The organism is Psychrobacter sp. SCQQ22 (assembly GCF_015864605.1).
GTDB lineage: Bacteria > Pseudomonadota > Gammaproteobacteria > Pseudomonadales > Moraxellaceae > Psychrobacter > Psychrobacter fozii.
In genome coordinates this window covers 308,128-329,187 of record NZ_JADYWZ010000002.1, presented here as the reverse complement: position 1 = coordinate 329,187, position 21,060 = coordinate 308,128, and the positions used below count along the sequence as shown (strand labels likewise).

Sequence of the window (21,060 nt, the reverse complement as noted above, 5' to 3'; positions counted from 1 at the left end):
AAATTGTAAATCGCTTTTAGCGCTCCCAACGTACATTTTGACGAATGATTTTGGCTGGCGTGCCGGCCACCATGCAGTTTGGTGTTTCGACTGGCTTATTGACGAAAGCACCTGCTGCAATGATACAGCCATTGGCAATAGAGACGTTTTTAGAAACGGTCACATTGGCAGCAATCCAGATATGGTCACCTAAAATGACGTCAGAATGTGCGTTATTTACTCGTGCATTGGTGTCTATATCGTAAACCTTGTGGACGTCAGTAGCACGAATCTCAATACCACGAGATATCATGCAAGATTCACCAATGGTCACGCTTCTATCACGTGCCAAAATATAGCAGTCAATGGCAGTAGTATGGTTACCAATATGAATGTGCAAATGATTACCAACAATCAATAGTTGCCCAGAGAATTTGACTGTCTCTCCAATAGTTATACGATTATGACTGCCATTGATGTCTATTTTTAGCTTATTAAACTTGCCATGCTCACCGATGGTGATTTGATTGTCATGACCTTGACGAATGGTAATAATTGAACTGCCAATGATACGTGCATCTGCGGCAATATCGATACGATTACGATGCCCTCTGTCTTGTAATAAAAACCGTTGTCTGTACAGCTGTTTGGGTAATAGTGTCTTGATGATAGGAGGCAGGGTAATGGTTTTTTTATGGGTCATAATAAAGGGCTTATGCAAGTAATCAAATAGAAGTCGTCAAAAGGATAAAAGTGTCTGCTGGTTAAGCGTTTTATAGTGTACCGTCAAACAGCACTTGAAAATAGCCTATTCTAGAGCAATAAATACAGTTATCTATAGTCAATCCTCTATAAAATAGTTACAGCGTTAACCTCGCTTGAAGTATCAGATATACATCTGCACTCGGTTGCCTTGTATCTCTTTTAAACTGAATCAACTATATTCGAAGCTTTAACTTTAATATTTTTTATTTATCAATTTTTATTAACGAGATTTTTATGTTTACTGATACTCACTGTCACCTTAACCGTTTAGATTTAACAAAGTACGATGGTCAACTGTCTGGCGCAATAGCCGCTATGAAAGAAGCCAATGTCACTCGTGCGATGGCGATTATGTGTGATTTTGCCGAATATGATGATATCGCTAACATTATTAAAACGTATGCGGATGAAACACTGAATCTTGGTATGAGCGTGGGTATTCATCCTTGTGAAGATATGGCTATATTACAGTCAGCGACCGTCGAGCGCCTGATAGAAACAGCTAATGCTGATCATGTGTGGGCGATAGGAGAGACCGGATTAGATTATTACTGGTCAACCGAAAATAAAAAAGAACAACAAGCCAGCCTTGCCCGTCATATACATGCCAGTCAAAGTCTGAAAAAACCACTCGTCATCCATATGCGTGATGCCAAAGAAGACACAATTGACATCTTAAAATCTGAAGGAGCAGAACACGGTATTATCCACTGCTTTACCGAGGATTGGGAGACCGCAAAAAAAGCATTAGATTTGGGATTTTATATCTCATTTTCGGGTATCGTCAGTTTTAAAAGTGCGCAACAAATCAAAGATGCCGCAAAGAATATGCCTAGAGACAGACTGCTTATCGAAACCGATAGCCCTTATTTAGCGCCTGTGCCTAAACGTGGTAAACCCAATGAGCCAGCCTATGTACCCTACGTGGCCAGTTGTATCGCAGAGATGTATGGCTGTAGTAGCGAAGACGTTGGTGCATTGACTGCAAAAAACTTTGAAAATTTACTGGCACAGTATCATTAAAATGGTTATGCTATGACCAATCAGTCATTTACCATGTAGCCTTATAATGACCTGCTCCAAGCAGGCGTAATTATATGATTGCTAATGACTATATTAGAAAATATGAGCATATTCCTTGTCGACCTCGCGCAGTCTCTGTATGGCTCCATACTCTTGATGTTAGTGTGTTAACGCAAACGACAGTCATATGCTTAATCTTATTAAGTTTTGGGAGAGACTATGAGTCGTCAGCATCAGTTCAAGGTACGAGAAGAAAATATCTTAGCGATGGCAGAGCAATTGCTACTTGAGTCGGGCGATGGTGATATCACTTTAGACAGTTTGGCAGACCAGCTGGATTTGGCTAAAGGGACACTATATAAGCATTTCTCCAGCAAAGATGAGCTCTATTTGCGTATTATTATCCGTTACGAAGAGCATCTGTTTAATATCAATCGCATTGATGATTGTCCATCGGCAGGTGTCGCTCGGATGATTTTTCAGCAGCTGTTCAATCCACAAAAAGCCATGCTACTGAATCAAATCGAAGAGCGTTTGGCCGCATCGGTAACAGGACTCAATCGATTATTTGGTGAGCTGTATGATATCCGCCGTCAGCGTATGAAGCGTCTGATTGATATCATCAGTGCTTATTTGAAAGATGAGCACAGCAGTTTGAGTACGCGAGATTATTTGTCGTCTATTTGGGCGATGGGTCAAGGTGGTGCTGGGCTATTAAACTCAAGCTTTTATCAGCGTTACTTGGGTCGCCGAGATACTTTGCGTTATGCGTTCGTCCAGCAAATACTAGAGTTGCCTAGTCATTATCCCGCTGTGGATGATGAGGTGATGGATGAGGATATGCAGGAATTGGTAGAACAGATTGAGACCGAGTCAGAAGAGCATCGCAATACCAATTATTAAGCGGTTTATTGACTTTTAATATTGCCTCTTAATACTGTCTATGCAGTTTGCATGTCATAAGCAATATCATTATAAGTGCTGTGTGTTGTCATGTTTATCATGGCAACACACAGCACTTAGTTTTTTATAGCTTTTAAAAATTAATGAAGCATGCCGAGCTCTACAGCACGCTAGTCTTCTAATAGGGTTTCTTCCGTAGATTTCCAATTATAAGCACCATAAAACAGCATCTGTGCTTGACGAGTACAGTTATGTAGCATCATCTGTTTATTCTCTTCAATCTCGTTCAAGTCGATCTCGTCATCATGGTCTTCCGTATACGTCAACTCCAACCAGTCGATAATCCAAGAAAAGAACATATTGACTCCAGCTTCGGCCAATAACCGACGGTCATAGTCATTGATATGAGTAAATGCTGGCTGTAGTGCTAGGTCATCTGCCAAACCTTGAGCGTGCTTCTTTGTGAGCTCATTGATGGCTTTACGGACAGACTCCGATCCGCCATAACGTTCACTGACCAAAAACTGCCAGTAATAAGGCTGATCGCTCACCATATACAAAAACAGCTGAATGCTCTTGGCAATTTGACGATCGAAACTACGCTTGCGACCAATCTGTAAGCTATCGCTTAATATGGCCAACGTGCCTCCTAACTCTTCAACCACCAACGCACGTCCGAGCGATTCCATATCATCGAAATGTCGATAAAATGCGGTCGGCACTACACCGACTTCACGCGTGACCTGTCTTAGGCTGATAGAGCTAAAAGATTGCCCTGTCATACATAAATCGAGTACGGCATTAAAGAAGGCGTGCCGAGTTTGAAGTTTCTTTTGTTCGCGACTGCTCATAATATTTCAAAATTGTCCGGTAGGTGTTTATCATACTCATTTCAGCGTAAAAATACGAATGAAATACGCAACTTGTATTAATTTACTAACCCTGCACTGGTCTTTTAAACCATTGTGCCCCAATGACCTTGCAATTCCTGCGCCAATCGATACGCTTCATGGTCATTCATGCCAGTAACGAAATCTAAAATATTTAAAATATTGTGATAGATATCATCTGATAGCTCGCGGCGATGCTCACAAAGGTGAGGCTGTAGCAACTTTGATAGACGCTGCTGCTCAAAGGACATGGATTGAGGGTCAGATGTTGCTCTACTGCCTGTCCAAGCCAATGGCATAAAAGCATCTAATAAACGATGCAAGCATTGGTTGGCCATTAACTCCATTCTTACTTTGTTTGGGTGATTGAATATTTTTTCACGTGCCAACTGTTTTGCTTGGTTGATGCCACTTTGCACACTGATATCACAGTGGTCAAATAAACTGCCTTGGAGCTTTCCGGCCAGCAGGGCATCACTATTGGCAACAAAGGCATCGGTCACCGTGTTTACCAAACGCATCATGGCTCGTGCTCGCAATGACGCAAGACTCTGTCTAACGGACATGTGTGCTGGTAAGTTAATACTATCAGGGCGCTCACCAATCAGCTCATAAAATATCGTGGCAACCTCCTGATAAGTGAGCATGTTTAGATTGATGCCATCTTCTAAATCTATCAACGCATAGCAAATATCATCTGCCGCTTCTAGCAAATACGCCAGTGGGTGTCTGGCAAAGCCATCGTGTTGCTCAGAGCGCGGCAAATTTAAGCAAGCTGCCAGCTCTTCTAATTGCGCCGCCTCGCTATAGAAACAGCCAAATTTTTGTATATTGGTTGCACTGCCGTTTTGATGAAGACTTTGAAAATCAGGATTGCTATGTGTGGCCAGCCAAGGGTACTTCATAAAGGCACCTAAGGTCGCACAAGTGAGGCGCATGCCACCTTTGTCCGGATGATGCTCATTACGTGCCAATAGTCGAAACCCTTGCGCATTACCTTCGTAAGCTAGCAAGTCTAATTTTTCGTTGTTATTCAGATCTTGCAACACCGTTTGACGATCCGGATTGATAAACCAATCACGAATGGCATACTCTCCTGCATGACCAAAAGGCGGGTTGCCAATATCATGAGCGAGGCAGGCGGCTTGTACAATGACGCCGACATCCGCGGGCGAGATACCTGCTGGTAAACCATTGCCTAATTTATCATGGAGCTTTTCTGCTGCCATCATGGCCAAAGAGCGTCCAATACAGGAAACCTCAAGCGAATGGGTTAAGCGAGTATGGATGCCAAGCTGATTGGTCAACGGATGAACTTGGGTTTTTTGATTGAGCTGACGAAAGGAGTGCGAAAACACCAATCTGTCATAGTCTTTATGAAACTGAGAGCGAGTGCTTGTATTGGCGTTGAATTTTTTGGAAGCGCCAAGACGCTGTGAGTTGAGAAGGTAAGACCATTGTGTGGTAGGGGATGGCAAAGAGGTTGGTGTACTTAGCATATTAAAACATCCGAAACCAAGGGAGCCTCTAGCATAGCAAAATAGCGCCCTTGGTACAGATATATAGTCAGAGAACTACATTAAGATTTTTGGCAGTTAAAAAGCACTTCTTCTTTTTCGATAGCCACATTACTGCCCAATGTTTTATTGAGCAAGGTTGCTTTGTCGCCATTTACTTGCCAGATGATGCCATGAGTATCATCTAAGCCAATATCACTCATGTAAATGGCCTTGTCAGCGTCACTAGCAGCAGTAGCTGTTAAATCGTACTCTAGACCATCGATGAGTAGGTTCGCTGTCTGCGGTGTACTGTCGCTATGGTAAGAAACATCGATAGTAGCCGCAGGCTCACAAGAAAATGGCGTGCCTGCACTGGCATGGTCATGTCCTTCGTGCTCGTCATGATCGTGCCCTTCATGTTCATCATGTCCTTCATGCTCATCATGACCTTCGTGTTCTTCTCCCTCATGTTCTTCGTGCTCATGTGTTTCATGCTCATCGATTTGTACTACATTTTCAGGTTCTGGTGTCTCACTATTAGGCTGACAGCCCAATAGTGAGCCTGTCACTACGCTTCCTATTAGTGCAGCACTTGCAAGTTTAGAAAAAGAGAAATAAGCAGCCATAATATACGTCCTCAAATAAGCAAAAATAAAGATATGTTATAATATAACAATTAGCGTACAAAATAAAGCCGATGATGGAGAATCTCCAACATCGGCTCATTAATTTTAAATGCTATTTACCGCTTGAAGTTATACGTTAAAACGGAAATGCATCACATCGCCATCTTGTACGATGTAAGTTTTGCCTTCTAAACGTGATTTACCAGCAGCAGCTGCGCCTTTTTCACCATTGTGTTCGATGAAATCATCATACGCAATAACTTCGGCACGAATGAAGCCGCGCTCAAAATCAGTATGAATCACGCCAGCAGCTTGCGGGGCAGTTGCGCCAATAGCGACAGTCCAAGCACGTACTTCTTTAACACCAGCGGTAAAGTAAGTTTGCATATCAAGTAAGTCATAACCACCACGGATTACTTGATCAAGACCGGCTTCTTCCATGTCCATCTCAGCTAGGAAGTCTTTTTTGTCATCTTCATCGAGCTGAGCGATTTCAGATTCGATTTGGTTGCACAGCGCGATGACGATAGAGTCTTCACCAGTGGCGTAGTTACGAACGGCATCAAGGTAGGGATTGTTCTCAAAACCATCCTCAGAGACGTTAGCGATATACATGGTTGGCTTTAGCGTGATTAAACCATAGCTTCTGATGAGTTTTTTCTCATCCGCATCGAGATTGGCGGCGCGTGCTGCCTGACCATCTGCTAATAATGGTTCGATTTTTTTGAAGATATCAAGCATAGCACCAGCGTCTTTGTCACCGCCTTTGGCCTTTTTGGTCAAGTTGAATATAGCGCGCTCAACGGCCTCTAAATCTGCCAATGCGAGCTCAGTATTGATGGTTTCGATGTCATCAATTGGGCTAACGCGGCCATCAACGTGGACGACGTTGTCATCATCAAAACAGCGCACGACGTGAGCAATCGCATCAGTCTCACGAATATTGGCTAGGAACTGGTTGCCCATACCTTCGCCTTTTGACGCGCCTGCAACCAAACCTGCGATATCAACAAACTCCATGGTCGTTGGTAGCACGCGTTCTGGATTGACGATGTCAGCCAATTTCTTCAGGCGTGGGTCTGGTACTGGTACGATACCCGTGTTGGGATCTTTGGTACAAAATGGAAAGTTTTCAGCGGCGATACCCGCTTTGGTCAACGCATTAAACAAGGTGGATTTACCCACGTTTGGTAGGCCGACGATGCCGCAATTAAAACCCATAACATTCTCTCAATGTATTAATAAAATCAGTTGGTATAAAGATTGGTTAAATGATAAATCAAAATTGGGCACATTGTAGCAAATTTACTGGAATAGGGGTGAGGTTGTTGTATTGTATACTGAGATTTTGCTTCTTCTCATGACTGGCAATTTTGCTGTTTTATCGATTATGGTAAGCTGTGTTATAAAATAATAGTTTGGCTTATAGGCTTATAAAAGATAAGCATTTGTGACTCGCTACACTTTACGAGCAATCTTCATTATGAACGCTAAATGTATTAATGTGCTAATTGACGACACGCCCTAGGTATAAATGATAAATGCGCCGTATCGATAAAGGCAGCTAAAATAAAATGAAAGGCAAAACCCTACAATGACTACCACGATCTTTGACACACGCCACTATAATTATCCACAGAATTTCATGGAGATTAAGCCCAAGTTGGCACGTCTGGAAAAGGCGATTAAAAAGCTAGAGGCAAATCTGATTGATGCTGATGACGATGCAAATGTTGAGCTGTTAAATCAAAGGCTGAATCATGAATTAGGATTAAAAGTAGACTATGCCCGTGAGTTAAATCCCGACCAATTATTAGCAGCCACAACTATCGAAGGCAAAGTATTAGTGATTGCAGGAGCTGGCTCAGGTAAGACTAAAACGCTAACGTATCGCACCAGTTATTTGTTAGAGAATGGGGTCACGCCCAAAAGCATGTTGCTACTGACCTTTACGCGTAAAGCTGCCAATGAAATAAAAGATAGAGCTAAGTTCTTGCTGGCAAGCAGCTTGTCTAATGATGAGTTGGCTGAAGACAAGCTGCCAACTGATAAAGCATTAAATAGCATCACCAGTGGTACATTTCATTCGTTTTGCAATATGCTGCTGCGCCAGTATTCAGGTCTACTCGGTATCAATCCGCGATTTACGATTTTAGATACAGGCGACAGTGAAGATGCCATCGACTTAATCCATAAAGAAAAAAAGTATCCTGCGCAAACCAAAAGCCAAGCCTTTCCGCGTAAGAAGACACTGCAAAATATCATTTCTAGCTCTCGGAATAGACGTATTCATATCCGCGATTTAATCGAAAGCAATTATCCTGATATCGCCGTACATATTCCGATTATCGAGCAATTGGCAGTCGATTTTCATGAGTATAAGCGTGCCAATCATCTCTACGACTTTGACGATATTATCAGTCAGGTCGTGCGCCATTTAAAGACCAACGACACCTTTCGGCAAATGCTACAAAACCAATATCGCTATATCATGGTTGATGAATATCAAGACACCAATATTCCGCAAAAGCAGCTGATAGATTTGATTTGTGAGCCTGAGTCGGTATCGCTGATGGTCGTTGGTGATGACAATCAAAGTATTTATGCTTTTCGCGGTGCCAATTATGAAAACATTCTGTTATTCGGTGAGACCTATCCTGAGGCCAAGCTCATTAAGCTCGAACAAAATTATCGTAGTACGCCCGCTGTTTTGGATTATATCAATGCTTTGTCTGAGCAAATAACGCTAGGCTATCAAAAGCAACTGTACTCTGGCGCATCGATAAGTGGGCATAAGCCAGTGTTTAGCCGCCTAACCAATGAGACAAAAGAAGCCAAGTATATCGCCGATAAAATCATCGAGCTAAAGTCAGATCATGATTACAATGATTTTGCGGTACTGTGCCGCACGTCGTTTCAGTCCAACTATGTCCAGCTAGAGTTTATGGAGCGTCATATTCCATTTATCGTGGTGGGTGGTATAAAGTTCGTTGAAAGGCGACATATCAAAGACGTTTTAGCCTTTATTAAAATTCTTTACAACCCCAATGATACGATTGCTTGGCATCGTATTTTGACCTTATTCCAAGGCGTTGGGACAGTTACCGCAACGCGTTTGACCCAAGCGATCAATGCGGATAACAATTCCTTTGAGCCACTACTTACAGCGAAGTTTGCTAAAAAAAGCGAACAGCTTGAGCCTTTACACAATACGCTTACGAAGGCAAATCAGGCTGAATCAGTCGAGACGGTCATTGAGCATATTTTAGAGTTCTATATTCCTGTTTTAAAAACGATTGAAGAGAATTGGCGAGAGCGTAACGAGGACTTTCGTGTGCTCAAAAACTTGGCAACAGAACACAGTAGCCTTGATAACTTCTTAGAAAATTTGGCACTCGATCCACCCAATGATTCGGTAGCCACAACCAGTCAACCTGATGATAATGACAGTGATAAAGTCACTATCTCGACTATCCACAGTGCCAAAGGGCTAGAGTGGCCAGTGGTATTTGTCAATTCATTGGTCGATGGTATCACGCCACACCATCGCTCTTTGGATGATTTTGAGGAGTTGGAAGAAGAGCGTAAATTATTCTATGTTGCTTGTAGTCGAGCCAAGACCAGACTGTATCTAACGGCACCTGATTACTTTGCCAGTTATTCAGGGTATTTTGACAAGCCATCACGCTTCATCGCAGAGCTATCTACGGATGAGGTAAAGGTAGAGACAGCTAAACATCCTAGTCTGGAAAATGATGACCCAGTGTGGTGGTGAAGGGTATTGTAATTCGATAAATAATATAAAAATACAGGCATAATTAATGCACGTTTGTTGTTAGAATAGTATTGGCGACTGATTCTTTATACCAACCTTCGTACTACTTAGCATGGACTTTATAATTAATGAAGAATTTCATCGCCGATGTAAAGGCACTCTTTAGACAAAAATATGATGCCGATGCTCAAGGTAATAAAACAACAAAGCCCGCCTTTATAGACTTACCACCTGATATAAAGCCCGATAACCGACATAGAGTAAGTCAGTCTAGTCAAAATGACGATACAGATGATTTCGCGTCATTTATCATCTCATCTGGTAAATCTAACAATGCTTCTGGTGTTTCAGCCAATAAGCAGTTAGGACGCTGGTTCAAAGAAAACGAAGCCTTTAATATTAAAGGACGTTCTATTGAGCGCGGTTTTCATTATGTTGGCGGTCAGCTTACAATGCTAACGGGGTTTGGTATTGAACCTTCGCTAGTCGATGATAGTTTACCTGCCAGCTCTCCAAACGTCATCTACAGTATATCGCCAATTTATCATGATGAATCGCTTGGTTATTGGCCAAGTTACGAGCGTTTGTCCGTTAAATGCCGAGGTACTTATCTTGATTGGCTAGCTTCAAATCGCGCGCATCCAAGTACGCCTATTGGCTATGTGTTCATTTATTTTGGCGGTTTTGAGCGCCGTATTATTGAACATATTAACGATGATGTTGTCTCCGATGCTGAGTTTATGGCTATCTATGAAGAAGTGACACGACTCAATCGCATCTATGGCAGCCAGTCTGCTTCGTTCGACAGTTATTCAGCACATTTTTTAGCGTTTATGACCCTCATCCGTTCATTATTGTTTGAAGATAAAATACAAACAGGGCATTTGCTACCACCACCTGTAACTAGCCAAAATTTGAACTTTAAGATGCGTTTGGCAAAGGTGGTAGCGTTGCAATTACCTATTCCAGCACCATTAGCATGGGAGTGGCTGGTATATTCTAATGAATACAACTTTAAAACTCCCGCCAAGCGCTGTGAAGAGACGTTCAAAGATTTGTTCGAAATCTTTTACTATGATACTTATCCAAACGGACTTATGGTTTCTGCCAATAAGACTAGGCTTAAGCTCAGCTATAACGCTGCCAGTCGCTCTATCGTTAGCGTAGAACTTACGCTTGATGACCTGCCAGACCCAAGCGTACTGCGAGCACCTGTCAAAAAACTTATAACTATCGCTGAACAATGCAATGACTCTTTAGATGCTTACAGTCGTTATCTAGGCAAAGAAAGCAGCTCGGCGGATGATATTGCCGCTGTTATGCTACTGCCAAAACCCTTACTTCATAACCATCACCATCCTGCAATTGATAAATTTAAAACTTGGGCTAATTCTGTTATAGAAAAAAATGAGGGGCTGACAACAACTAAAGCGCTATGGGCATATTTAGACGAATCCCCGCTACAAAACGCTAGCAAAATGCTAAGTAAAAAGCAAAACGAGTTGGTTGTTAATTTGGTGGAGCTGGCTGGCTTTGGTGTTGCACCTGACCAGCGTTATCATCAGACTCGCTTGCAATCGGACGGTTATGCTGTGTTATTTGCTGGCGGTCATGGTACATCTTGTGAAGATTTTGAGCCGAGTTCGTCGTTCTATCAAGTCAGCCTAACTATGAGATTAGGAGCAATGGTAGCGACTATTAATGGTTATGTTGATAAAAGGGAAGTAGATACACTATTGACGCTGCTCAATCAAGACAGTCAACTAACCACTATTGAAAAAAGCTCACTGACCGCTTATTTGCTATGGCAGTTAAATACCCCAGCAAATATGGCAGGTCTAAAAGCGACATTGGCTGATCTTGACGCGCAATATATTGGCTTTATCAGCCGTTTTATCATTACCGTTGCTTTAGCGAATGGCAATATTGAACCCAGTCAAATCAAACAAATCGAAAAATTATATCAAGCTTTAGGTCTGGATAGAACGATGGTGACTAGTGATATTCATCAGCTGTCAACGAATAAAAAAGTAGACATGGGCATAAATAATGCGCCCGAAACCAAAGACAATAACGGCAAAAATAGCCGCTCATTTAGTTTTGATGCCGAACTGTTGGCGCTACATGAACGTGAGACCGCAGTGGCTAAAGCAATGCTAAGTAAGATCTTTGCTGTAGAAGATGAAGAAAGCGAAGATAATATAAAAGAGAGTGTACTATTAAAGATAAACAGTAAGACTGTGACTGAGCATCAGAGCAACGCGCCTGTTGATAATCATAGTTCAGGTAATGAGGCGATTATAAATGGACTAGATAGTAGTCACAGCAAACTGTATCAAGAGCTTATTAGTGCCGAGGTATGGCAACGTGAAGCCGTCAACAAGCTATGCGAATCTTTAAATTTGATGATAAATGGTGCTATTGAGACCATTAATGATTGGGCATATGACAACGTTGAAGCACCCGTACTAGAAGATGATGATGAAGTCATAGTTGATTTTGAGATTGTCGAAGAGTTAAATGCTTTGAATTTATAATATATAAAAATTAGCACACTAAAAATAGTGGATTAAAAAGGAATAAAGATGAGTGGTAAAAAAATTAGAGCCAAAGAACGCGACGCGATTATCCAGTCGCTCAAGGCTGGCGTTACCCCCAAAGTTGGTATTCAGCATATCCAAGTGGGACGTATTAATGAGCTCAAAGCTTTGATAGATGATATTGAACGTGTGGCTGATGGCGGTTCTGCGTTTCGGCTGATTATTGGGGAATATGGGTCGGGCAAGACTTTCTTTTTGAGCGTGGTTCGCGCCATTGCACTTGAGCGTAAATTGGTCACGGTGAATGCGGATTTATCGCCTGACAGACGCATTCAAGCATCGTCAGGCCAAGCGAGGAATTTATATTCTGAGCTGATGCGTAACTTATCGACGCGCAATAAGCCTGATGGCAATGGGCTTGCTAGTGTGGTTGAGCGTTTTATTACCGAAGCACGCAAACAAGCGGACAGTAGCGGAGAGGCTATCAGTGACGTTATCCAACAAAATTTAGCTGAATTGACTGAGTTGGTAGGCGGTTATGATTTTGCAAAAGTCATTGAAGCTTATTGGCAAGGGCACGAAGAGGGTAATGACGAGTTAAAAGCCAACGCTATTCGCTGGTTACGTGCAGAATACGTTACTAAGACTGATGCCAGACGGGACTTAGGTGTGCGCACTATTATTTCTGATGCTTCCTTTTATGATTCACTAAAGATTATGAGCTTATTTGTCCGCCAAGCAGGTTATCAAGGATTGCTCGTTAATTTGGACGAGATGGTCAATCTATATAAGCTCAATAGTACGCAAGCGCGTCAAGGTAACTATGAGCAAATTCTGCGTATATTAAATGACTGTTTGCAAGGTACGGCTGAGAACTTAGGGTTCTTATTAGGGGGTACTCCTGAGTTCTTACTCGACCCGCGCAAGGGTTTATATAGCTATGATGCCTTGCAAACTCGTTTAGCGGACAACAGCTTTGCCAAGAAGGCAGGGGTTATTGATTACTCATCTCCCGCATTACATTTAGCTAGTTTAACGCCAGAGGAGCTTTATATCTTGCTGAAAAACCTACGTCACGTTTATGCGGGCGGTGATGAGTCTGCATATCTAGTGCCTGATGAGTCACTACAAGCTTTTTTGCAACACTGTAGCCAAACGATTGGTGATGCTTATTTTAGAACGCCACGTAATACCATCAAGGCATTTTTAGATATGCTAGCTGTCATCGACCAAAACCCTACGATCTCATGGGATCATCTCATTCATTCGGTAGCTATCGACCCTGAGACGCCGTCCGATATGGACATCGATATGAGCGACCTTAGTGACATGGATGAAGATGATGGACTTGCAGACTTTAGCTTATAAGTTTGATATATAACTTTAGGACGGAAAATTACTTTGAGAGATGCCCATACCGAGCTTGATAAACGTGTGCAACGCTGGATTTTTAACCAAGGCTGGCACGGATTACGCGAAGTACAATCCAAAGCTATCGCACCTATTTTATCAGGAAAAAAGGATGTGCTTATCAGTGCGGCAACCGCTGCAGGTAAAACAGAAGCTTTCTTTTTGCCTGCTTGCAGCGCTATTGCTCATCAAAACAAGGGCGTTGGTATTCTTTATATCAGCCCGCTAAAAGCATTGATTAATGACCAGTATCGACGCTTGCAAAGTCTAGCGGAACTACTAGACATGCAAGTGACTCCATGGCATGGCGACAGTCCGCTAAGTAAAAAGAAACAACAGAAAAAGTCACCTTCAGGCATTATTTTGATTACTCCTGAATCGTTTGAATCCTTATTGATAAGAGATGCAGGATGGGTAAAGCAAGCTTTTGGTGAGCTAAAATATATTGTCATAGATGAGTTTCATGCGTTTTTGGGTAGTGAGCGTGGACAGCACTTATTGTCCTTACTGAACCGTCTTGAGCATGTGGCGGGGCGGTTAGATGCTCCTATTCCTAGGGTCGCGCTTAGCGCCACTTTGGGCGATATAGAAACTGTGCCTTTATCGCTACGCCCTAATAAGTCCTTACCTTGCGTCATTATTAAAGACACTGAATCGACTTCGAACGTTAAAGTTCAGCTAAAAGGTTACGTAGAGCCTAGTCAGCTAATGCAAGCGGTGCAAAATAATAGCGTTGAGTCTGATTTGGGCGATTTAGAAAGGGTTCCTTTATTGCTACGTTCTAACAGCTTGCTACCTTACGTTATTGTCGAAGATACTAACTCAACCTCAAATGTTAATATTCAGCTAAAAGGTGGTATGGAACCTAGTCAGATAATGCAAATGGTACAAATTGATGGTGTTGAGACTAATTATGAAAGTAATAAAACTGAAGAAGAAAATTTTACAGGTATTGGTCTAGAGAGTGCCATTATTAAAAGTAGTAATTTTGAGATTCCCTATGATGCTCAATCACAAATATGTACGGATTTATATCGCTTTTGTCGTGGCGGTAATCACCTGATCTTTGCCAATAGCCGTAAGCGTACTGAACTTATAGCCACACTGCTAAGTGAGAAATGTGAACAAAACATCGTTCCAAATGAGTTTTTTCCTCATCATGGCTCGTTAGCAAAAGAGTTAAGAGAAGGATTAGAGCAGCGTTTGCAAAAAGAGGATTTGCCGACTACTGCTGTCTGTACGATGACTTTAGAGCTAGGTATCGATATCGGTAAAGTAGATTCTGTTGTACAGGTAACAGCACCGCATTCAGTTTCAAGCTTGCGGCAACGGCTTGGGCGCTCGGGTAGGCGAGGCGGTTCATCAGTGCTACGCATGCTCATCACCGAAAAACAAATCGATGTCGATACTAGCTTGGTGGATAGACTACGCTTACAGCTTATTCAGTCATTAGCAATGATAAGACTGCTTATCGCTAGCCGATGGTTTGAGCCCGCAGATACGTCGCTTTATCACTTTTCAACTTTGCTGCATCAAGTGCTAGCGACTATCGGTCAATGGGGTGGTATTCGTGCCGATCAAATTTATACTTTGCTATGTAGACAAGGTCCTTTTCAAAAGATAACACCTACTCATTTTAAATCCTTATTATCACAAATGGGCGCGATGCAACTGATTACTCAGCTTGGCAATCAGCAATTAGTGTTAGGGGTAGTAGGCGAGCGTATCGTTGGTCATTATACTTTTTATGCGGTGTTTAAAACGCCAGAAGAGTATCGTCTTGTGGCTGGTAGTAAAACACTGGGTACATTACCCGTCACTACTCTGCTGCTACCCGAACAATACATCATCTTCGCTGGTATACGCTGGCAAGTCAAAGATATCGATATGGATAAAAAGGTTATTTATGTGAGCGCTGTCCAAGGCGGCGGTCAGCCTCCAGATTTTGATGGCGGCGGAGATATGTCGATACATGACCGAGTCCGCCAAGAAATGTACGACATATTGAGTAGTGGTGATTATCTTATTTCAGTCGGTGATAAAAAAGTAGACTTCGCTGATAAAACAGCGCGTGAACTTTTCAAAGAAAGCATTGAGACTTTTGATAGGTGTCAATTACGTCATCGACCAATCATAGATCGAGACGGCAATACTTACATTTTCACGTGGCGCGATGATAAAGTCGTTAATACCCTAGCAGCTTTGCTTATGCAACATGGATTCTCTAATGAAGCATATGCAGGTGTAATCTGTGTTCACGAAGTCGATTCGGTTCAAATTATCAGGTTTTTGAGCTTTTTAGCATCAAATGCTATGCCTAGTGCTACTGAACTTGCCGAAAATGTACCCAACAAGATAATTGAGAAGTTCGATGAATATTTGCCTGAGGATTTATTAAATCTTGGCTATGGTGCAAAGGCCTTTGATATTGATAGTCTCAGTGAATGGTTACAGTTATTATTTGAAAGAGAAGTTGATTACAAATAAAGTTTTTGAAGCTACTCAACATATCACCTTCTTGTAAAGTATGTTTATTATTTCAATAGCGTTTCTAAATAACTGACTAGAATTACATATATTCAGTTTAGAAAGAATAATTTAAAGGCAAAACCTTCGTTAACTTATTAAATTATTCCTATCAAAAATACATTTTCAAAAACCCCATAACTAAAAGTGTTCAACCCAAAAATATTTTGCAGATAAGGGTTTAATATTTAGCTCAATGCGTTACTATTACCACCTAATTCTGTTAGACCCTCATATTTGATACTCTGTATTAACACCCTAAGAAAAGGATAGGTTATGCGCTATGAAGTGATCGTTATCGGTGCAGGTATGGTTGGCACGTCAGTTGCGTGGCATTTACAAAAAAACAATTCACAAGTACTGATGTTAGACAAGAAGCTGCCAGGATCAGAGACCTCGTATGGTAATGCTGGGTTGATTCAGCGCGAAGCCATTCACACCCATCCTTTTCCTCGTCAATTGACTGAGATGATCAGAGTATTACCGAACCAAGGTACTGATATTCGCTATCGTATCCCAGCGATTCTGCGTTACCATCAAGCACTGTTACAATACTGGAAATACTCTGTACCTGCGACTGTTAAGCAAATCGAATCAGAGTGGCAGACACTGATTGAGCATTGCACCAGTGAACATCAAACAATGATTGAAGCATCTGGTGCTGACGAGCTAATCACGCGTGACGGCTGGTTACAGCTGCATCGTTCTGAAGAGACATTTAAAGAAGCGCAAGCAGCAGCCATTGATGCACGCAATCAAGGGGTTGAACATAACGTATTAAACCTTGAAGCACTAAAAGCCATGGAGCCTAGTGCTAATTTTGAAGGTTTCGTTGGTGCGATTCATTGGAAAAACTCTTGGCAAGTATCGAACCCAAGCTCGCTAGTAAAAGCCTATGCGAAAAACTTTCAAGAGATGGGCGGTACGATCAAAGAGAGCGATGTAAAAGAAATCGTAAAAGATGGCGAAGGCTGGAAAATCATCACTGATAATGACACTTACTATAGTGATAAGTTGGTCATTGCAGCGGGTCCATGGTCGAATGACTTGATCAGACCACTTGGTTATAATCTGCCATTGTTCCCAATGCGTGGTTATCATCAGCATTTCAAAGTGACAGAAAAAAATACCATCAATCACAGTATGTTTGATATGGACAAAGGCTTTGTAATGGGCCCAATGCAGCAAGGTATCCGTATTACGACTGGTGCTGAGATGACCACTATGGATGCGCCCAAGAACTTTGGTCAATTAAAAACGGTTCTGAAGCTGGCTCGCAAAATCTTACCATTAGAAGACGCGGTAGAATCTGAAGCATGGGCAGGATCGCGTCCTTGTATGCCAGATATGAAGCCAGTTATTGGTCCTGCAGACAAGCATGAAAAATTATGGTTCGCATTTGGTCATAGCCATCAGGGTTTCACCTTAGGGCCTATGACAGGGCGTCTGGTTGAAGAAATGATTCATGAAAAGCCATCATTAGTAAATCTTGCACCATTTAGTGCTCAGCGTTTTTCAAAATAAGCGCATATCTGTTAGATTTAGCACAGACTTAAATTAATAAATTGAAGGTATACAATATGATAAAGAAGCTACACGCCACGCCACGCATGAGCAGAATTGTCGTCCATAACCAGACTGTATACTTGTGTGGTCAGGTAGGTAATGCAGAAGATGATATCAAAGCACAAACATTGACTTGCTTAGAAAAAATCCAAACCTTGCTAGAAGAAGTGGGTAGTGATAAATCAAAACTACTATCAGTAACGGTTTGGATCAAAGATATGGCAGATTTTGCTGCTATGAATGAAGTCTATGACAAATTTTTTGAAGGCATTCAGCCTCCAGCTCGTGCTTGTGGTGAATCAGCCCTAGCACGCCCTGAGCTATTGGTTGAGATGATCGCTATCGCTGCTGAATAATAATTTGCTCATAGTATCTGTAGTACCGGTATTAAATAGAAACAAAAAAGGCCATGATAGCGATATCATGGCCTTTTTGTTTTTTCTGTCTTCTCATGTATTGGTTGTCAGCATTTTTTATAAGCTATCGAAGTAGTCTGGAATAAATTTGATCAACTTATGTCTTATAAAATTATGAATCTTTTGTGTTACCTGTTACTATACGCCAGAAACAATTCTGAGATAATATGGATGCCTTAAGACACATTATATTTCTTGATGTCAAGAGAGCGGATAGCAATCATATTATCTATTATAAATAGCGTTTTTAAACAGATTGTAGTTTATTTTTTTATTAAAAATTTTGAGGAAAATCACGTGGAAATTTTAGGTTCTATTATACTTATAATCGCAGGTATTATGCTTCTTATTTATAGCATTAAGTTAATTATCATTGCCTTCCAAGAATCAATACTCTGGGGGCTTTTGTATCTGTTTCTTCCATTTGCCAATTTATATTTTATTATCACTCGCTGGCCAGATTGTAGTTCGCCATTTTTGAGATCATTGGTAGCTCTTGCATTTATAATCTTAGGGTCTATGATGATTTCATAATAATGGTAACCTCATTTTTCTTTGGTCAGAGTATTTTTGTCAAACCGTTAGTATCCTTTCCATACGGGTTGGCGCTTTTCAATAAAGGCGTCAATACCTTCATTCACATCGTCTGCCATCATATTACAAGTCATTACTTCACTGGCATAGTGATAAGCATCTTCGACATTCATATCTAGTTGTTTATAAAACATATTTTTGCCAGTTCTTACCGCCACTGGTGATTTGACAGTGATTGCTTCTATCAACGATTGTAAGACTTGCTCTAATTGCTCAGCGCTTGCCACACGATTGATTAATCCATATTGTAAAGCAGTATGTGCATCGATAAACTCACCAGTAATCAGCATCTCAAACGCTTGCTTACGAGGTAGATTACGACTGACAGCAACCGCAGGCGTGGAGCAGAACAGTCCAACGTTTATCCCTGAAGTGGCAAATTTGGCTTCATCAGCGGCAACGGCTAAATCACAAGCTGCGACTAGCTGACATCCTGCTGCTGTCGCAATGCCCTGCACCTTTGCAATGACGACTTGCGGCATTTGATTGATGGTTAGCATCATTTGACTACACTGCTGAAATAGTGTGCGCTGAAAGGCTTCGTTTACATTGGCACGCATCTGTTTTAGATTGTGGCCTGCACAAAATGCTTTACCATTGGCTGCAATAATGACAACTTGAATCTGGTTGTCTTGGGCAATATTATCTAGTTCAGTTTGCATCGCAGACAGTAACTCAACGGATAAAGCATTAAATTGTTTGGGTTGGTTTAAGGTGAGCGTGACTACGCCACTTTCTTTATTGTCTTCTCTAATAACCAGAAGGTCATTTAGGTCTAGAGTAACGTCAGATTGAGTCATTTATCATCCTTGATAATAGATTGTTGGTAAGTGCAATATGTACCGCTATATTATTCAGTCAAGATTACGTCGTTTGTAAGAATTTGCTAATTTATAGGAAATTGACTGTACCTAAATAGTAGCATGGCTTATTTTATATACAATAGTTTATTAATATAGAGTGTTCAAAAACAAAAATAGCGCACTCAAGTTATGAGTACGCTATTGGTTTGTCAGTCAGATATAAGCTAAAGCCATACGAATCTGTATTTATCTTGAGATTAGTACGCGCCTTCGCTATAAATAAGCTCGTAGCTGTGGCTGTATATCTCAACAATGTTGCCGAACGGGTCTTCCATATAAATCATGCGATATGGCTTTTCACCAGGGTAGTAGTAGCGTGGTTTTTCCATACGTTTTTTACCACCTGCTGCAACCATACGCTCAGCCAGCTCTTCAACATTTGGATCTTGAACACAGAAGTGGAAGATACCAGTTTTCCAGTACTCAAAATTGTTTTCAGGGTCTTCTTGATTTTTGAATTCAAAAATCTCAACACCGATACGGTCACCAGTCGATAGGTGGGCGATACGGAAGCTGCCCCAACCTGAGCCGAATACTTCAGTACACATTTCACCAATAGGGCTGTCATCTTCGACAATCTCAGTAGGCTCCATGATGGTATACCAACCCATTACTTCAGTATAGAATTTCACGGCTGCATCTAGGTCAGGGACTGAAAGACCGATGTGCGAAAAGCTTCTTGGATAAACATTGTTCATAGCTTGTGCTCCTGTTTGGTGTGCGTTTTCTTTAACGTGGAGCCAGTATACAAACAGAAGATAATTACGTAAAATTATCATTTATTATAAAGATAAGTATATATTGTAATGATAAATATCACATGGTTACGCACCTTTTGCACGCTTGTTGACGTCGGTCACTTTACGCATACAGCCGAGCGCTTACACATGACCCAGTCCGGTGTCAGTCAACACATCAGTAAGCTAGAGAATCAGTTAGATATTGATTTGCTTATTCGTCAGGGTAAGCAGTTCTCATTGACTGATGCCGGTCAACAGCTTTATCAGGAAGCAGAAGATATCTTACAGCGATTGGCACGCTTAGAGCAGCGCATTGGGGAAGACCCTGCTTATGAAGGATTGGTGCGACTGATGTCACCGGGTAGTGTGGGGCTTAAGCTGTATCCGCAGCTGTTGACACTACAGCAGCAGCATCCGAATCTAGTGATTGATTATCGCTTTGCACCCAATGTTGATATAGAGCGGGCACTTGCCAAGCATGAGATTGATATTGGTTTTATGACGGATATTTCAGGTGATGAGACAGTGAGTTGCAAGCCAGTGGCTCAAGAAGCGTTGCTATTGATTACTCCTGCAACGACTACTGAGACGAGTTGGGAGACACTAAATCAGCTTGGGTTTATAGATCATCCAGATGGTGCGCACCATGCAAGTCTGCTGCTAAGTGCTAATTATCCTGAGTTTCAGCACGTCAATGATTTTGATAAAAAAGGATTTTCAAACCAGATTAGCTTGATTTTGGAGCCAGTGAGCAGGGGACTTGGGTTTACCGTTTTACCAGCGCATGCGGTTGCCGCATACCCAAATCCTCAAGCTATCAAAAGTCACTACCTACCAGTACCTGTCAGCGAAACTTTATACCTTGCTGTCCGCAGTCAGTCTGTACTGCCTAACAGAATGCAAACCGTTATTCATGAAGTGCAAAAATGGTTATAGAGATTTTAA

At 41.6% G+C, this 21,060-nt stretch carries 16 protein-coding genes; 9 read left to right on the top strand and 7 right to left on the bottom strand.

What is annotated here, in order from left to right:
- Nucleotides 1–16: 16 nt before the first annotated feature.
- Nucleotides 17–682 (bottom strand): acyltransferase, encoded by a 666-nt coding sequence (locus tag I6E84_RS04105; protein WP_197216320.1) that lies wholly within the window; start codon nt 680–682, stop codon nt 17–19.
- Nucleotides 683–978: 296 nt separating this feature from the next.
- Here I6E84_RS04105 and I6E84_RS04100 point away from each other — a divergent pair, with 296 nt between their 5' ends.
- Together I6E84_RS04100 and I6E84_RS04095 are read left to right on the top strand one after the other, a co-directional pair.
- Nucleotides 979–1,767: a TatD family hydrolase gene (locus tag I6E84_RS04100; RefSeq protein ID WP_197216318.1), complete on the top strand. Its 789-nt coding sequence runs from the start codon at nt 979–981 to the stop codon at nt 1,765–1,767.
- Between the two features lie 219 nt (nt 1,768–1,986).
- Nucleotides 1,987–2,670, top strand: coding sequence for a TetR/AcrR family transcriptional regulator (locus I6E84_RS04095; RefSeq protein ID WP_194197404.1), 684 nt, complete (start codon nt 1,987–1,989; stop codon nt 2,668–2,670).
- A gap of 170 nt (nt 2,671–2,840) precedes the next feature.
- Here the strand turns inward: I6E84_RS04095 and I6E84_RS04090 are convergent, their stop codons facing one another.
- The 4 genes from I6E84_RS04090 to ychF form a co-directional block, all read right to left on the bottom strand.
- Nucleotides 2,841–3,521, bottom strand: coding sequence for a TetR family transcriptional regulator (locus tag I6E84_RS04090; protein ID WP_110923082.1), 681 nt, complete (start codon nt 3,519–3,521; stop codon nt 2,841–2,843).
- A 104-nt stretch (nt 3,522–3,625) separates the two neighbouring features.
- Complete coding sequence (locus I6E84_RS04085) at nt 3,626–5,059, bottom strand: deoxyguanosinetriphosphate triphosphohydrolase (RefSeq protein WP_197216316.1); 1,434 nt, start codon at nt 5,057–5,059, stop codon at nt 3,626–3,628.
- Nucleotides 5,060–5,139: 80 nt separating this feature from the next.
- A complete protein-coding gene (locus I6E84_RS04080; RefSeq protein WP_197216314.1) occupies nt 5,140–5,685 on the bottom strand; it encodes a hypothetical protein in 546 nt (181 codons plus the stop codon).
- A 129-nt stretch (nt 5,686–5,814) separates the two neighbouring features.
- On the bottom strand, nt 5,815–6,906 hold the full coding sequence (gene ychF / locus I6E84_RS04075) for a redox-regulated ATPase YchF (RefSeq protein ID WP_197175561.1): 1,092 nt from the start codon (nt 6,904–6,906) through the stop codon (nt 5,815–5,817).
- Between the two features lie 373 nt (nt 6,907–7,279).
- On the opposite strand from ychF, the gene I6E84_RS04070 reads away from it, so the two are divergent.
- The 6 genes from I6E84_RS04070 (at nt 7,280) to I6E84_RS04040 (ending at nt 17,858) form a co-directional block, all read left to right on the top strand.
- Nucleotides 7,280–9,460 (top strand): ATP-dependent helicase, encoded by a 2,181-nt coding sequence (locus I6E84_RS04070; RefSeq protein WP_197216312.1) that lies wholly within the window; start codon nt 7,280–7,282, stop codon nt 9,458–9,460.
- 128 nt (nt 9,461–9,588) lie between these two features.
- Nucleotides 9,589–11,997, top strand: a complete 2,409-nt coding sequence (locus I6E84_RS04065) for a TerB N-terminal domain-containing protein (RefSeq protein WP_197216310.1) — start codon at nt 9,589–9,591, stop codon at nt 11,995–11,997.
- A 48-nt stretch (nt 11,998–12,045) separates the two neighbouring features.
- Nucleotides 12,046–13,368, top strand: a complete 1,323-nt coding sequence (locus I6E84_RS04060) for an ATP-binding protein (protein WP_197216308.1) — start codon at nt 12,046–12,048, stop codon at nt 13,366–13,368.
- A gap of 33 nt (nt 13,369–13,401) precedes the next feature.
- Nucleotides 13,402–15,897: a DEAD/DEAH box helicase gene (locus I6E84_RS04050; RefSeq protein WP_227681292.1), complete on the top strand. Its 2,496-nt coding sequence runs from the start codon at nt 13,402–13,404 to the stop codon at nt 15,895–15,897.
- A 315-nt stretch (nt 15,898–16,212) separates the two neighbouring features.
- A complete protein-coding gene (locus I6E84_RS04045; RefSeq protein ID WP_197216307.1) occupies nt 16,213–17,460 on the top strand; it encodes an NAD(P)/FAD-dependent oxidoreductase in 1,248 nt (415 codons plus the stop codon).
- A gap of 59 nt (nt 17,461–17,519) precedes the next feature.
- Complete coding sequence (locus I6E84_RS04040) at nt 17,520–17,858, top strand: RidA family protein (protein WP_197216499.1); 339 nt, start codon at nt 17,520–17,522, stop codon at nt 17,856–17,858.
- A gap of 641 nt (nt 17,859–18,499) precedes the next feature.
- Here I6E84_RS04040 and I6E84_RS04035 read toward each other — a convergent pair.
- On the bottom strand, nt 18,500–19,312 hold the full coding sequence (locus I6E84_RS04035) for an enoyl-CoA hydratase (RefSeq protein WP_197216306.1): 813 nt from the start codon (nt 19,310–19,312) through the stop codon (nt 18,500–18,502).
- Between the two features lie 260 nt (nt 19,313–19,572).
- A complete protein-coding gene (locus I6E84_RS04030; RefSeq protein WP_110923075.1) occupies nt 19,573–20,073 on the bottom strand; it encodes a lactoylglutathione lyase family protein in 501 nt (166 codons plus the stop codon).
- Nucleotides 20,074–20,181: 108 nt separating this feature from the next.
- Between I6E84_RS04030 and I6E84_RS04025 the strand changes: the two genes are divergently transcribed.
- A complete protein-coding gene (locus I6E84_RS04025; RefSeq protein ID WP_197216305.1) occupies nt 20,182–21,051 on the top strand; it encodes a LysR family transcriptional regulator in 870 nt (289 codons plus the stop codon).
- Nucleotides 21,052–21,060 lie beyond the last annotated feature (9 nt).

Coding starts and splice junctions, on each gene's coding strand:
- I6E84_RS04105 (WP_197216320.1), bottom strand. CDS start 682: ATGACCCATAAAAAAACCATTACCCTGCCTCCTATCATCAAGACACTA.
- I6E84_RS04100 (WP_197216318.1), top strand. CDS start 979: ATGTTTACTGATACTCACTGTCACCTTAACCGTTTAGATTTAACAAAG.
- I6E84_RS04095 (WP_194197404.1), top strand. CDS start 1,987: ATGAGTCGTCAGCATCAGTTCAAGGTACGAGAAGAAAATATCTTAGCG.
- I6E84_RS04090 (WP_110923082.1), bottom strand. CDS start 3,521: ATGAGCAGTCGCGAACAAAAGAAACTTCAAACTCGGCACGCCTTCTTT.
- I6E84_RS04085 (WP_197216316.1), bottom strand. CDS start 5,059: ATGCTAAGTACACCAACCTCTTTGCCATCCCCTACCACACAATGGTCT.
- I6E84_RS04080 (WP_197216314.1), bottom strand. CDS start 5,685: ATGGCTGCTTATTTCTCTTTTTCTAAACTTGCAAGTGCTGCACTAATA.
- ychF (WP_197175561.1), bottom strand. CDS start 6,906: ATGGGTTTTAATTGCGGCATCGTCGGCCTACCAAACGTGGGTAAATCC.
- I6E84_RS04070 (WP_197216312.1), top strand. CDS start 7,280: ATGACTACCACGATCTTTGACACACGCCACTATAATTATCCACAGAAT.
- I6E84_RS04065 (WP_197216310.1), top strand. CDS start 9,589: ATGAAGAATTTCATCGCCGATGTAAAGGCACTCTTTAGACAAAAATAT.
- I6E84_RS04060 (WP_197216308.1), top strand. CDS start 12,046: ATGAGTGGTAAAAAAATTAGAGCCAAAGAACGCGACGCGATTATCCAG.
- I6E84_RS04045 (WP_197216307.1), top strand. CDS start 16,213: ATGCGCTATGAAGTGATCGTTATCGGTGCAGGTATGGTTGGCACGTCA.
- I6E84_RS04035 (WP_197216306.1), bottom strand. CDS start 19,312: ATGACTCAATCTGACGTTACTCTAGACCTAAATGACCTTCTGGTTATT.
- I6E84_RS04030 (WP_110923075.1), bottom strand. CDS start 20,073: ATGAACAATGTTTATCCAAGAAGCTTTTCGCACATCGGTCTTTCAGTC.
- I6E84_RS04025 (WP_197216305.1), top strand. CDS start 20,182: ATGATAAATATCACATGGTTACGCACCTTTTGCACGCTTGTTGACGTC.